The sequence below is a fragment of the Janthinobacterium sp. BJB446 genome, from assembly GCF_002735655.1.
GTDB lineage: Bacteria > Pseudomonadota > Gammaproteobacteria > Burkholderiales > Burkholderiaceae_D > Janthinobacterium > Janthinobacterium lividum.
This window is the reverse complement of the sequence record NZ_PDZK01000001.1, coordinates 40,207-53,117: the sequence shown is the minus strand read 5'-3', so window position 1 is coordinate 53,117 and position 12,911 is coordinate 40,207. Positions and strand designations below refer to the sequence as shown.

Annotated in this window: 13 protein-coding genes; 11 read left to right on the top strand and 2 right to left on the bottom strand. The window is 62.7% G+C overall.

What is annotated here, in order from left to right:
• Positions 1 to 2: 2 nt before the first annotated feature.
• Positions 3 to 1,175 carry an efflux RND transporter periplasmic adaptor subunit gene (locus CSQ92_RS00245; protein ID WP_099392917.1) on the bottom strand — a complete coding sequence of 391 codons (1,173 nt, stop codon included), beginning with the start codon at positions 1,173 to 1,175 and terminating at the stop codon, positions 3 to 5.
• Positions 1,176 to 1,415: 240 nt separating this feature from the next.
• Positions 1,416 to 1,841 (bottom strand): divergent PAP2 family protein, encoded by a 426-nt coding sequence (locus CSQ92_RS00240; protein ID WP_099392916.1) that lies wholly within the window; start codon positions 1,839 to 1,841, stop codon positions 1,416 to 1,418.
• A 250-nt stretch (positions 1,842 to 2,091) separates the two neighbouring features.
• Between CSQ92_RS00240 and CSQ92_RS00235 the strand changes: the two genes are divergently transcribed.
• The 11 genes from CSQ92_RS00235 to CSQ92_RS00185 all read left to right on the top strand — a co-directional run bounded on the left by CSQ92_RS00235 (position 2,092) and on the right by CSQ92_RS00185 (position 12,753).
• Positions 2,092 to 3,174 carry a DUF475 domain-containing protein gene (locus tag CSQ92_RS00235; protein WP_034785106.1) on the top strand — a complete coding sequence of 361 codons (1,083 nt, stop codon included), beginning with the start codon at positions 2,092 to 2,094 and terminating at the stop codon, positions 3,172 to 3,174.
• Between the two features lie 100 nt (positions 3,175 to 3,274).
• A complete protein-coding gene (locus tag CSQ92_RS00230) occupies positions 3,275 to 3,850 on the top strand; it encodes a TerD family protein (RefSeq protein WP_034785104.1) in 576 nt (191 codons plus the stop codon).
• 106 nt (positions 3,851 to 3,956) lie between these two features.
• Positions 3,957 to 4,673 carry a TIGR00266 family protein gene (locus CSQ92_RS00225; protein WP_035826041.1) on the top strand — a complete coding sequence of 239 codons (717 nt, stop codon included), beginning with the start codon at positions 3,957 to 3,959 and terminating at the stop codon, positions 4,671 to 4,673.
• A gap of 212 nt (positions 4,674 to 4,885) precedes the next feature.
• The gene (locus CSQ92_RS00220) at positions 4,886 to 5,923 is read left to right on the top strand and encodes an ATP-grasp domain-containing protein (protein ID WP_099392915.1); all 1,038 of its coding nucleotides are present in this window, start codon (positions 4,886 to 4,888) and stop codon (positions 5,921 to 5,923) included.
• Positions 5,920 to 7,077, top strand: a complete 1,158-nt coding sequence (locus tag CSQ92_RS00215) for a phosphoribosyltransferase domain-containing protein (protein ID WP_070259731.1) — start codon at positions 5,920 to 5,922, stop codon at positions 7,075 to 7,077. Before CSQ92_RS00220 ends, CSQ92_RS00215 begins: the two co-directional genes overlap by 4 nt.
• On the top strand, positions 7,055 to 7,807 hold the full coding sequence (locus CSQ92_RS00210) for an HAD family hydrolase (RefSeq protein ID WP_099392914.1): 753 nt from the start codon (positions 7,055 to 7,057) through the stop codon (positions 7,805 to 7,807). Before CSQ92_RS00215 ends, CSQ92_RS00210 begins: the two co-directional genes overlap by 23 nt.
• Positions 7,804 to 8,910 (top strand): cysteine protease StiP family protein, encoded by a 1,107-nt coding sequence (locus tag CSQ92_RS00205; protein WP_099392913.1) that lies wholly within the window; start codon positions 7,804 to 7,806, stop codon positions 8,908 to 8,910. The genes CSQ92_RS00210 and CSQ92_RS00205 overlap by 4 nt, the downstream gene beginning before the upstream one ends.
• Entirely contained in the window at positions 8,903 to 9,898 is a 996-nt protein-coding gene (locus CSQ92_RS00200) for an HpcH/HpaI aldolase/citrate lyase family protein (protein ID WP_034785095.1), read from the top strand. The genes CSQ92_RS00205 and CSQ92_RS00200 overlap by 8 nt, the downstream gene beginning before the upstream one ends.
• Positions 9,895 to 11,139, top strand: a complete 1,245-nt coding sequence (locus CSQ92_RS00195; RefSeq protein ID WP_099392912.1) for a TerD family protein — start codon at positions 9,895 to 9,897, stop codon at positions 11,137 to 11,139. The genes CSQ92_RS00200 and CSQ92_RS00195 overlap by 4 nt, the downstream gene beginning before the upstream one ends.
• A gap of 24 nt (positions 11,140 to 11,163) precedes the next feature.
• A complete protein-coding gene (locus CSQ92_RS00190; protein WP_034785089.1) occupies positions 11,164 to 11,538 on the top strand; it encodes a hypothetical protein in 375 nt (124 codons plus the stop codon).
• A gap of 261 nt (positions 11,539 to 11,799) precedes the next feature.
• A complete protein-coding gene (locus CSQ92_RS00185; protein ID WP_257219085.1) occupies positions 11,800 to 12,753 on the top strand; it encodes a hypothetical protein in 954 nt (317 codons plus the stop codon).
• Positions 12,754 to 12,911: the final 158 nt, after the last annotated feature.

Here is a 12,911-nt window from a genome sequence, read left to right as displayed (position 1 = left end):
GCTTAGTTTCCTTTACCGGCAACGGCGGTGCTGCTGCTGGCCACGGCGGCGGCAGGCACGGCCTTGGCGGCCGTCAATTCCACTTTCTGACCATCCTTGAAGGTCGAGCCCGGCGTGCGCAGCACGGTGTCGCCGCTGGCCAGGCCGCTTTGCACTTCCCACTGGCCCGTGCGCACGTCGCGCGCGCCGATGCGCAAGTTGACTTTATGTAAAGCCTTGTCCTTGACCTTCCACGTGTAGGTCACGTCGCCCGCCTTCACCAGGGCCGAATCGGGGATCATCAGCGCGCTGACGGTTTCCGTCTCGATGCGCCCTTCCGCGTACAGGCCGGCCACGCGCGGTTGTTCCTTGTCATTGAAATCGACCAGCACGGCCACCTGGCGCGTGACTGCATTGGCCGCAGGATCGACGCGGCGCACCTTCCCCGCGAAATCCTGGCCTGGATAACCATTGATGCGGAACAGCACGGGCTGGCCCACCTTGACGACGCCGATCTTGTCGGCCGACACCAGGCCTTCGAGGCGCATGCTGGTTGGATCGATGACCTTGATCAATTCCTTGCCGATTTGCGCCGTATCGCCATTCGAGACCTTGCGCTCGCTCACGATGCCGTCGAACGGCGCGCGCACGAGGGTGCGCTGCAACTGCTGGCGGGCTTGCACGGCGCGGCTTTTCGCGGCGGACAAATCGCTTTGCGCATTGTTGCGGCGGATTTCCGCGTCTTCCAGCGCCTGCGTCGACGTCATGCCCGAGGCGCGCAGGGTTTTCATGCGCTGGAACATGCGTTCGGACTGCTCCAGCACCTGGCTGGCGGCGCGGCTGGCTTCCTCGGCCGAATTGAGGCCGTCGCGAATGGACGTTTCGTCCAGGCGCACCAGCACGTCGCCCCGTTTGACCACTTCGCCATTTTCCTTCATGACCTGGATCACCACGGCCGACACTTCGGCGCGCAAGTCCGCATTGCGCTCAGGCTGCACGGAACCGGTGATGACAGGCCCCGATGCCAGCGCATTGCTCTGGATGGTCAGCAAGTCTTCCGGAGATACCAGCAGATTGACGGCAGCGCCCGCCTGTTCCTTGCCATTCTTGCCGCCCTTGCCGGGATCTTTGGACTCTTTGCCGCAGGCGGCCAGGGCGGAAGCGATTGCCAGAACAAACAGGGTTTTGCGCAACATGGGTAATTCTCCGGATAGATAGCACCACTACCGTTGCTGCGGCCCGGATAGGGCTGCAAGCGATAGCAAGCATAATATTTTTATTAAAACCACAAGCGCCAAAGTATCCATGAGCGTGTCCGGGCATGTCAATCGGCGGCTTCCTGTAATGCTTTAATGAATGGATGAAACGTAGTTTTTACGCCCTGAAACGCAAAACCCCGCCTTCAGGCGGGGTTTTGCGTTTCAGGGGAAGCGAACTTAGCGGGCAAAAACGGTGTTGATCAGGAAACCGATTGCCACGCCCGTGCACAGGCCGCCGGCGATTTCCACCAGGGTATGCCCCATGCGCTCGCGCAACCAGGTGTGCGCCGGGCTGGCCGCTTCCTCGGCCAGGCGGTTGATGGCCGCCGCCTGCTTGCCCACGTGCTGGCGCAGGCTGTTGGCGTCGATGATGACGATGAAGGCCAAGGTCACTGCCACGCCGAAGGCGGGATGGCCTATGCCTTCGCGCAAGGCGATCAGGGTGGCCATGCTGGAAACGACGGCGCTATGGTTGCTGGGAAAGCCGCCATTGCCGACCAGGCCGAACGCCCATTGCCGCGTGCGGACACTGTTGATCAGGAATTTGATCGGTCCGACCAGGATCCAGGTGATCAGGGGCGTGACGAGGTAAGCGATATCCACGGGGTATTCCTTCTTATATATATGTCTGTCAAGTGTGCGAGGGGCTGCGGCAGCCCGACGGGCGCGCCGCAATTATCGCAGATCATCCGCGCCAGCAGAACTGCCTATCGTCAGCCTATAAAACGCCGCCCCCGGCGGCAACTAATATAAAATCATGGCATATACAACAATTGACGTATATCAACACTGAGTGCGGCGCGCACAGCGGCGCGGATAATCAAACGTCTTTCACACTTGCAACGGGGTCCTCATGCGGCATTTCAGAATTTCCTTTTTAGTCACTTTTATCCTGATGGCAGTGTCAGGCTGGTGGGGGTACAGCCATGGCGGCATGTCTGGCATGATCCAGGCGCTGTGGATCACGGGCGTGCTGGGCATCATGGAAGTGTCGCTGTCGTTCGACAATGCCGTGGTGAATGCCTCGGTCTTGCGTCACTGGAATGAGTTCTGGCAAAAACTGTTCTTGACGGTCGGTATCCTCGTGGCCGTCTTCGGCATGCGGCTGCTGTTTCCGTTGGTCATCGTTTCCGTCGCCACGGGCCTGGGCCTGGTCGACGTGTGGACCATGGCCACCACGACGCCGGACGTGTATGCCAAGCACCTGACGGACAACCATGCGCAAGTGGCGGCCTTCGGCGGCGCCTTCCTGCTGCTGGTGTTCCTGAACTTCCTGTTCGACGATGAGAAGGAGTTGCACTGGCTGGGCTGGGCTGAGGAAAAAGTCAATGCGCTGGGCACCGAAAGCCTGGCCGTGCTGATCACCATGGGCGCCGTGGCCGCCTGCGTGGCGATGGGCCCTGTGGATGAAAAATACAGCGTGCTCGCTTCAGGCATCGTCGGCATCGCCGTCTACATCGGCGTGAACTGGATCAGCGGCTTGCTGGAAGAAGGCGAACCGGACTTGCAGGATGACGCAGAAGAAGGCGCCGCGCCAGCCAGGAACGGCAATGGCGACCTGGTAAAAACGGTGGCGCGCGGCAGTATCGGCGGCTTCCTGTACCTGGAAGTGCTGGACGCCTCGTTCAGCTTTGATGGCGTGATCGGCGCGTTCGCCATCACCAACGACGTCGTCATCATCATGCTGGGCCTGGCCATCGGCGCCATGTTCGTGCGCTCGATGACGGTGTACCTGGTGCACAAGGGTACCCTGGACGAATTCGTCTATCTGGAGCACGGCGCCCATTATGCGATCGGCATCCTGGCCTTGATCATGCTGGCGTCCGTCAAGTACCATATTCCGGAGTGGTTCACGGGCCTGTCGGGCGTGGCCTTCATCCTGGTCTCGCTGTGGTCATCCTTGCGCTATCGCAAACGGCACGCGGCACAAGCTTGAAATCGGGGGTTCCGCCCCCAATTGAGGAAGTAATGGCACGAGCGCTTTGCGCTCATCCCATGCAGGTATGTTTAAGTAAATTACTGAAAAGGAGCACCACATGGCAATCAGTTTGCAAAAAGGCGGCAACGTCAACCTGAGCAAGGAAGCACCGAACCTGAAGAAGATCATCGTCGGCCTCGGCTGGGATCCTCGTTCGACGGACGGCGCCACCTTCGACCTTGACGGCAGCGCTTTCCTCCTGAAAAGCGACGGCAAAGTCCGTGGCGACTCTGACTTCATCTTCTACAACAACCTGAAGTCGACCGACGGTTCCGTCGTCCACACGGGCGACAACACCACGGGCGAAGGCGAAGGCGACGATGAGCGCATCGAAATCGACCTGTCGCGCGTGCCGGCCGACATCGACCGCATCAGCATCACCGTCACCATTCACGATGCCGACGCGCGCCGCCAGAACTTCGGCATGGTCTCGAAAGCCTTCATCCGCTGCTTGAACGCGGAAGGCGAAAAAGAAATCGCCCGCTACGACCTGTCCGAAGACAGCTCGACGGAAACGGCGATGATCTTTGGCGAAATCTACCGCTACAACGGCGAATGGAAGTTCAAGGCTATCGGCCAGGGCTTCAACGGCGGCCTGGGCCCACTGGCCCGCTCGTTCGGCGTCAATGCCTAAAATTCACACGCAGAAAGCCTGCCTGGCTTTCTGCGGTGAATTGGACTAGTGTCGTATCATCACTGCCGCCTGCACAGTTCAGGCGGCTTTTTTTTGGAGATTTATCATGCCAGTATTTAGTGTCACGGGCGACGTCGATCCTTTCCTCCACGTCAGCATGAAACAGGGCGAAACCATCTATTGCGAATCCGATGCGATGGTGATGATGGAAACGGCGCTGGACTTGAAGGGCAAGATGACTGGCGGCCTGGGCAGCGCCATCATGCGCCGCTTCGCCAACGGCGAATCGTTCTTCCAGCAGCATATCGAAGCGGTGCGCGGTAGCGGCGACTGCCTGCTCTCGCCCACCCTGCCGGGCGCCATCGAAGTGGTCGACGTGGGCGCGCGCCAGTACCTGCTCAACGACGGCGCCTTTGTCGCCGCCACCTCGGGCACGGAAATGAAGGTGCGCACGCAAAGCATCGGCAACGCCCTGTTCGCGCAGTCGGGTGGCTTCTTCGTCATGGAGACGGCCGGCACGGGGCAAGTGGTGGTATCGGGTTTCGGCTCCATGTTCCAGCTCGACGTCGAGCCGGGCAAGGATGTCGTGATCGACAATTCCCACGTCGTGTGCTGGGACAACAGCCTGAAATACGAGATTTCCGTGACCACGGGCGGCGGTGCCAGCGGCGGCGGCATCGGCGGCTTCCTCGGCAATATCGTCAATAGCGTCACCAGCGGCGAAGGCATCGTGCTACGCTTTTCCGGCTCGGGCAAGGTGTTCATCTGCTCGCGCAACCGCGACGCCTTCCTCAAATGGACAGCCAGCGGCAAGGCTGGCTGATCCTCAAACGCCCGCCAAAACCGTTGCGAGCGGAAGGGGACGTGGCCGAGAAGCGCAGCTGTGCGTATGCACAGTGAGCATCGCAGGCCGCGTCCACGACGCGCAGCAGGTTTGGGCGGGCGTTTTTCTAAGGCCAGGTTAAGTCTGGCTGGCTACACTCCCCGCGCGCGCACCTGCGCGCGGCTTTCCCTTTCTTTACCCGGTCCCCGTACATGCAAAGAGTCTGGTTCAACAAAACATTTTCCTCGGTCGGCACAGCCATGCGCCTGATCCGCGAGGCCGACATGGCCGCGACAAGCGGTGCGCCCCGCTATCACATCGTGTGCAGCAATACGAACGCGCACGCGGCCGCCTTCCTGTCGGCCCACGAATACGCGGTCGAACCGTCGGGCCTGACGGGCCTCAATTATGTCGAGTGGTGCCTGGAATTCTGCCGCGACCGGGGCATCACGATTTTCTGGCCGGGCAAGGAAGCGGGCCTGATCGGCAGCGCCAGCGCGCGCTTCGCCGCCATCGGCACGCGCGTGCTCAGCGTGGCCAGCGAAGACACCCTGAATTTGATGCACGACAAGGCGCGCTTCTGCGACGGACTCGATCTGCCCATGGCGCGCCCGGCCGACTACCGCGCCGTCACCACCATCGCAGAATACGACGCCGCCTACGCCGAACTGCGTCCGCTGCATCGCAAGCTGTGCATCAAGCCGTCCGAATCCGTGTATGCCCTGGGCTTTGCCATTCTCGATGAAGAGCGCACCAGCGCCCAGCTGCTGCTGGCCGGCGCCGCCTACCAGATCAATGCGCAAGAGCTGCGCAGCGGCCTGGCGCAGATGGAAACGTTCAAGACCCTGCTGCTGATGGAATACCTCGATGGCCACGAATACAGCGCCGACTGCGTCGCCGACCAGGGCAAGCTCGTTTGCGCCGTGCCGCGCAAGAAGCTGAACGGGGGCGGCAGCGGCCAGCTGATCGAACTGCGCGACGACTTGCTGGCAGCCTGCGACAAACTGGCGCGCGACTACCGCCTGAATGGCGTCTTCAACATCCAGTTCCGCGAAGGCGCGAATGGCCTGGCGCTGCTGGAAATCAACCCGCGCATGTCGGGCGGCATCGGCATGGCGTGCGCTGCCGGCCCGAACCTGCCCTACCTGGCGCTGGCCGGTTTCGACCAGGGCTTTGACAAGCTCACCGTGCCCGCCATCCGCGAAGGCATGCGCGTGGGCGAAGCCGCCTACGCCGTGGAGCTGCCATGAACATCGTCAAGCAGCAGATGCCCACGGGCGAGCTGACCTTGAAAGTGGACGAGGCGCGCTTTCCGCTGGACTGGCTGATCGGCTTTGCCGCGCGCGCCAACGCCAAGCGGGGCTTCCTCTTCCTGTCCAAGGTGCTGGGCAAGCACTGGCCCGTCACGCCGCGCGCCATGCAAGCCATCCACGACGACCTGGCCGCGCAGATCCCCCCCAGCCTGCCCGGCCCCGTGGTCTTCATCGCCATGGCGGAAACGGCCGTCGGCCTGGGCCAGGGCGTGTTCGAGGCATGGCTGCGCGCCAACCCGCATGGAAAAGCCCTGTTTTTGCACAGCTCGCGCTACCGCGTGGGCACGGTGCCCTTCTTCGAATTCGAGGAGTCGCACAGCCACGCGCCGCGCCAGTTCCTGCATTTATCGGACGCGGCCAGCGCGCTGTTTTCCACGGCCCGCAGCCTGGTGCTGATCGACGATGAAGCGTCGACCGGCAACACCTTCGCCAACCTGGTGCAAGTGTGCCGCGCGCGCTATCCGCAGCTGGAAAAGCTGCACCTGGGTGTGATCACCAATTTCATGGGCCAGGCCGCCAACGCGGGCTTGAGTGAGCGTTTCGGCCTGCCCACCAGCATCGGCGCGGCGCTCTCCGGCCAGTACGCCTTCCAGGCAGGCGATGCGCCTGCTCCGGTAGCGGCCAGCGCGCAGCGCTTCGAGGCGAATGCGGAACGGGGCGCCAGCCCCGCGTTCGGCCGCATCGGCGTGGGACGCGCCCTGGCGCCGCCGCAAGGCCTGGCGGTGCAGCTGGCGCAGGAAATCGGCGCCGGCGACTCCGTACTGGTGCTGGGCACGGGCGAATTCATGCACCCGTCGTTCCTGCTGGCGCGCGAGCTGGAAGCGCTGGGCAAGAACGTGGTGGTGCAATCGACCACGCGCTCGCCCATCCTGTCATGGGGCTCCGTCGGCCACATCGTCAACTGCGACGACAACTACGGCGAAGGCATCGCCAATTACCTGTACAACGTGGCGCCTGGCCAGTACCAGCACGTTTTCATCTGCCATGAAACCCCGGCCAGCCCGGCCCTCATGCAACTCGCCGGCCAGTTGAATGGCCGCCTGTTCCACTTTCAGTCAGAGACCAAAATTGAAGAAATTCCTGTTTGTTGATCTGGACGACACACTGTTCCAGACCCCGAAAAAATGCCCGGGCGAGACCGACCTGCAGCCGGCCGCCTATCTGAAAAATGGCGACGCCTGCTCGTTTACGACGGCGCGCCAGCGCGCCTTCTTTGAATTCGCGCACAGCGGCATGACCCTGATTCCCGCCACGGCGAGAAATGGCGACGCCTTCCGCCGGGTCGACCTGCCGTTTACCAGCTACAGCGTGCTCGATTACGGCGGCATCGTGCTGCAGCCGGGCGGCGCGCTCGACGCGGGCTGGCTGGCCCTGATGCAGGACGACATGCAGACGGCCTTGCCCGGCCTGCGGGAAGCCATGTGCATCATCGACGATTTCCAGGCCAAGACGGGCATGCCTTCGCGCGCGCGCCTGATCGAGGACTACAACACGCCGTTCTACATCGTCGTCAAGGACCACGAAGCGCGCGGCGAACGCCTGGCCGATATCGAAGAGCAGGTGCTGCAGCAGTGGATCGCCACCGAAGGCAGCGACTACTTCATCCACCGCAACGGCAACAACCTGGCCTTGCTGCCGAAAACCCTGAACAAGGCACGCGCCGTCGCTTACCTGCGCGCGGAGCTGGAAGCCGAACATGGCCCCATCGTCAGCTTCGGCATGGGCGACAGCCGTTCGGACGCGCGCTTCATGGCCGCCTGCGACTACGCCATCATCCCCAACGGCACCCAGCTGGCGGCTCTCACGGTAGCGGCGCTATGACCGACGGCACGCAGCATTTCAGCGGCAGCTACCGCCAGGAAGACGTGGAGTTTCTGCTCACGCCGATGGCGCTCGAACCTATCCTCGACCTGGCCGAAAAAGAGCGTTTGATCCAGTCGGGCCAGCGCCATTACAGCGAAATGCTGTCGCCGGAATCCCTGCCCTCGCCCGCCTACCTGGCCCTGTTCCGGAGCGCGTTTGCGGCCAACCGCCTGCAGATGGCGCGCGACTGCCTGCGCCTGGCGGCCCTGATCGCGGCGCGGCGCACGGGTCCCATCACGCTGGTCTCGCTGGCGCGCGCCGGCACGCCCGTGGGCGTCATCCTGGGCCACTTGCTGCGCCAGGTGTTCCAGCGCGAATGCAGCCACTATTCCGTCTCCATCATCCGCGACCGCGGCATCGACACCAATGCCCTGCAGCATATCCTGGCGCAGGGCCACGGTGACGCTTCCATCGTCTTCGTCGACGGCTGGACGGGCAAGGGCGTGATTTCGCGCGAACTGCGCCAGACGGTGAACGACTTCAACGCGGCGCATGGCACGGCCATCGACGGCGGCCTGTTCGTGCTGTCCGACCTGGCCGGCACGGCCGCCTGCGCCGCATCGGCCAGCGACTACCTGATCCCGTCAAGCATTCTGAATGCCACGGTCTCGGGCCTGGTCAGCCGCTCCGTGTTGAATGATGCCATCGGCCCGGACGACTTCCATGGCTGCGTGTACTACGCGCAGTTCGAAGCGCACGACCAGTCGCGCGATTTCGCCGACGGCCTGGTGGCCGACGCCATGGCGATTGCCGCCAGCAGCGGCATCCCGCTGGCCGAAGCGAGCGATGCGCCAGCCATGGCGGCCCGTTCGCAGGCCTACATGGCCGCGGCACAGCAGGAATACGGCATCAGCGACATCAACCTGATCAAGCCAGGCATCGGCGAAGCGACGCGCGTGCTGCTGCGCCGCGTGCCCGAGCGCCTGATCGTGCGCGACACGAATGCGCCGGACGTGGCACATTTGCTGCTTCTGGCACAGGAAAAAGCCATACCCGTCACAGTAGAACCGGCGCTGCCTTACCAGGCGGTCGCCCTTATCAGGAGCGCAGTCGATGGATAACAACTCCCTACACCCGCAAAGCGAGCATAAAGCGGCGCTGGGCGCCTCCATGTATGTGCCGACCACGCACAAGGACTTGCTGGCGATCGCGAATGGCGACAAATTCAGCCATTTGCGTTCGGTCATCCTTTGCACCGAAGACGCCATCGCGGAACGCGATCTCAGTTACGCGATGTTCAACCTGTCGCTGGCGCTGCAAAACATGTGCGACGAATCGGATACCTTGCGCTTCGTGCGCGTGCGCAATCTCGACGTGCTGGCGCGCGTGCTGGCCATGCCCGGCGCCGACAAATTGAGCGGCTTCGTGCTGCCGAAATCCACACGACACAATTTCGCCGCCTACTTCGAGCTGGTGCGCCACACGCACCATCTGCTGATGCCGACCCTGGAAACGGCGGAAGTGTTCGACGACGAGGAAATGAAGCAGTTCCGCATCATCCTGTCGGCGCCGGAAGTGCGGCGCCGCATCCTGGCCCTGCGCATCGGCGGCAACGATCTGTTGGCCCTGCTGGGATTGCGCCGCCCCACCAGCGGTACCATTTATTCAACGCCGCTGGGCCAGGTCATCGGCCGCCTGGTGACCATCTTCAAGCCGCACGGCTTCCAGCTGACGGCGCCCGTCTTCGAGCACCTGTCGCAGGGCAGCTGGCTCGATGCCGAAGTGGCGCAGGACATGGCGCACGGCATGATCGCCAAGACGGCCATCCACCCGGACCAGGTGCCGCAGATCGAACGCCACTACCAGGTGGCGCAGTCGGACATCGAACTGGCGCTGCGCATCATCGATCCGGACAGCCCGGCCGTGTTCCGCATGCAGGAATCGATGTGCGAAGTGGCCACGCACAGCAGCTGGGCACTGCGCATCATCGAGCAGGCGCGCCTGTTCGGCATCCGCCATGCGGCCGATGGCGCCGCGGCGCCCGCCCCCCATTTGCACCACTCCTTGAATACTCAACTCTCCAGCGACGAAGGGACTGCACGACCATGACCAATTTCACACGCGGACAAAAAGGCAAACTGGCTGACCTGGGCTTGAATGGCCCGTTTGCCGTCACGCTCGATATCGTTTCGGGCTCGATGGAAGTGGACGTCAGCTGCTTCGGCGTCGATGCTGCCGGCAAGCTGTCGGACGACCGCTACATGGTGTTCTTCAACCAGAAAAGCACGCCGGACAACGCCATCACGGTGGACTTGAACGGCCCCCGCTCCACCTTCCAGGTCGACCTCTCCCGCCTGCCCGCCTCGATCGACAAGCTGGTATTCACGGCGGCGACGGAACAGGGCAGCATGCGCGCGCTGGGCAATTCCAGCATGGCGCTGGGCCAGGCGGCCACGTTTGCCTTCACGGGCAATGACTTCCAGGACGAGAAGGCCGTCATCATCGGCGAACTGTATCGCCGCGACGGCAGCTGGCGCTTCGGCGCCGTGGGCCAGGGTTTCGCGGGCGGCCTGGCGGCCCTGCTGAAGCACTTTGGCGGCAGCGAGGCGGCGCAATCCTCACCGGCGCCGGCGCCGACTTCCGTGCCCACTCCGGCGGCCCCGCCGCCGGCGAATAAAATCTCGCTGTCGAAAATCCGCCTGGAAAAACGCGGCGACAAGATCTCGCTCGACAAGCGCGACAGCGGCGGCTATGGCCGCATCCGGGTCAACCTGAACTGGAACCAGAACGCGTCGCAAGGCCAGGCGCCCGCGTCGAAGCTGGACACGGGCTTCCTGGGCAAGCTGTTCAACAAGCCGGCCGGCCGTTCGGGCGGCATCGACCTCGATATCGGCTGCCTGTTCGAAATGAGCAATGGCAGCAAAAGCGCCGTGCAGGCGCTGGGCAACAGCTGGGGCGCCTACGACCGTCCGCCGTACATCCACCTGGAAGGCGACGACCGCACGGGCAGCATCAGCAGCGGCGAAAACATCTTCATCAACGGCACCCATTTCGACCAGATCAAGCGCGTGCTCGTGTACGCCTTCATCTACGAAGGCGTGCCGAACTGGGCCGCCACCGATGGCGTCGTGACGATCGAGATTCCCGGCCAGCCGACGGTGGAAGTGCGCCTCGACAGCGACAGCCAGCACGCCATGTGCGCCATCGCCATGCTGGAAAACCACGGCGGCAACCTGCAGGTGACAAAGTTGGTGGAATACTTCGGCGGCCAAGGTAAAATCACGGCGCACCAGGCTATGGACGAGCGCTACAATTTCGGACTGAACTGGAAAGCCGGCCGCAAGGACTGATCCTTTTACCTAAACAACCCTACCATGACCCCTACGACCAAAAAAGTCACCTTCGCCTTCGCCATCTTCCTCGTGGCCGGCTTCCTGCTGCTGGCCGCCTACACGTGGATGGCCCTCAGCTTCTCGTACTCGGAAGGCGAACGGGCGGGCTACCTGCAAAAGTTCTCCAAGCGGGGCTGGATCTGCAAGACATGGGAAGGTGAATTGCTGTTGACGGCACTGCCCGGCACCATCCCGGAAAAATTCCAGTTCAGCGTGCGCGATGAAGACGTGGCCAAGCAGTTGTCGGCCGCGGCCGGCAAGCGCATTCTCGTCACCTACAGCCAGCACAAGGGCGTGCCCACGCAATGCTTCGGCGAGACGGAATATTTTGCCGATAAAGTCGTATTGAGCCAGTAATAAGACAGCAATACGACCGCAAGTCCAGCAGTCCCGCGCCGGCCAGCTCCTTCAGGCCGGCGCCTCCCCGCCCGCCCGCCACCGATGCATTTTCAACAAGAAAATATTGGCACGCATCACGCATTCCCGCTTTCTTATACACTTGTGACAAGTCCTGGCTAAACAGTTTACAAATGTAGTCAGTGTGCAAGATTCTTGCGCAATCGCATGGCATTTCGCCAGCCTATCGTTAGCGTGTATTCACCCATCAATGGAAACGTCATGCGCATACCATTCACCGTCCTGGCCCTGCTGGCCGCCTCGCTCCCCCTGTCCATGCACGCACAGGACTTGGCCGGCATGGCCGGTTCCCTGAAAGTCAACTCGACCAACGAGCGCACCTTTGTCGGCGCCATCAGCTACACGCAGCCGGTGGGCAATTACAACGCGGTGAGCCTGTCGTATATCAACGAGGGGCACCCGGAAGACCATCACCGCGACGGCATGGCGGGCCAGGTGTGGCTGCGCACGAAAAATGTGGAGCAGGGCCTGATGCTGGGCGCCGGCATCGGCCGCTACTTCTTCTTCGACACGGCCAAGACGGACGATGCACCGCACAATTTCGACAATGACCATGGCTGGGGCTCCATCGCCAGCCTGCAGGCGCGCTGGCAATTCGACAACCGCTGGTATGCCTTGGCCCAGGTCAACCGCATCCGCCCCAGCGGCAAGGACACTACCACGCACCTGCTGATCGGCGCCGGCTACCGCTATGACGGCGTGCCGGGCGCCAAGCTGCACTTGCAGAACTGGGCGCACGACGACACCCTGACCTTATCGACAGGCCACACCATCGTCAACAGCTTCCGCTCCGAGTCCTCGCGCCCGTTCACCGTGGAATACCGGCGCGCGGCGGGAAAATACGTGGACTGGAGCGCCACGCTCATCGACGAAGGCAGCACGGCGCTGGCGCGCCGGCGCGGCGCGGCCGCCCAGTTGTGGCTGATCCGCTCGCTCAACGAAAAAGTGGAATTCGGCATGGGCGGCGGCCCCTACGTGGCGTGGGACGGGCGCGACAGCCAGGGCCACAGCACGCGCCTGACAGGCTTGCTGTCGGCCGTGGCCCGCTACCACGTCAACCGCCGCTGGGTGGCGCAAGCGGCGTGGAACCGGGTGGTGACGGATTACCACCGCGATGCGGATGTGTTGCTGGTGGGGGTGGGGAGAAAATTCTGATGGAAAAACGTAAAAAATCCTCTCTTCCACTAAAGTAACGATATCGAACAAAACCGTAACGAGCGGCAGTGATTTGTGGCTGAGAAGCGCAACCGTACTTCCAGTACGGTGAGCATCGCCAGCCGCAAAGCGCGCCGCGCAGTAGGTTTGGTTCGGTA

What these genes read in the sequence shown, in the direction of transcription:
- CSQ92_RS00245 (WP_099392917.1), bottom strand. Translation starts at nt 1,175, where the DNA reads ATGTTGCGCAAAACCCTGTTTGTTCTGGCAATCGCTTCCGCCCTGGCC.
- CSQ92_RS00235 (WP_034785106.1), top strand. Translation starts at nt 2,092, where the DNA reads ATGCGGCATTTCAGAATTTCCTTTTTAGTCACTTTTATCCTGATGGCA.
- CSQ92_RS00230 (WP_034785104.1), top strand. Translation starts at nt 3,275, where the DNA reads ATGGCAATCAGTTTGCAAAAAGGCGGCAACGTCAACCTGAGCAAGGAA.
- CSQ92_RS00225 (WP_035826041.1), top strand. Translation starts at nt 3,957, where the DNA reads ATGCCAGTATTTAGTGTCACGGGCGACGTCGATCCTTTCCTCCACGTC.
- CSQ92_RS00220 (WP_099392915.1), top strand. Translation starts at nt 4,886, where the DNA reads ATGCAAAGAGTCTGGTTCAACAAAACATTTTCCTCGGTCGGCACAGCC.
- CSQ92_RS00215 (WP_070259731.1), top strand. Translation starts at nt 5,920, where the DNA reads ATGAACATCGTCAAGCAGCAGATGCCCACGGGCGAGCTGACCTTGAAA.
- CSQ92_RS00205 (WP_099392913.1), top strand. Translation starts at nt 7,804, where the DNA reads ATGACCGACGGCACGCAGCATTTCAGCGGCAGCTACCGCCAGGAAGAC.
- CSQ92_RS00200 (WP_034785095.1), top strand. Translation starts at nt 8,903, where the DNA reads ATGGATAACAACTCCCTACACCCGCAAAGCGAGCATAAAGCGGCGCTG.
- CSQ92_RS00195 (WP_099392912.1), top strand. Translation starts at nt 9,895, where the DNA reads ATGACCAATTTCACACGCGGACAAAAAGGCAAACTGGCTGACCTGGGC.
- CSQ92_RS00190 (WP_034785089.1), top strand. Translation starts at nt 11,164, where the DNA reads ATGACCCCTACGACCAAAAAAGTCACCTTCGCCTTCGCCATCTTCCTC.
- CSQ92_RS00185 (WP_257219085.1), top strand. Translation starts at nt 11,800, where the DNA reads ATGCGCATACCATTCACCGTCCTGGCCCTGCTGGCCGCCTCGCTCCCC.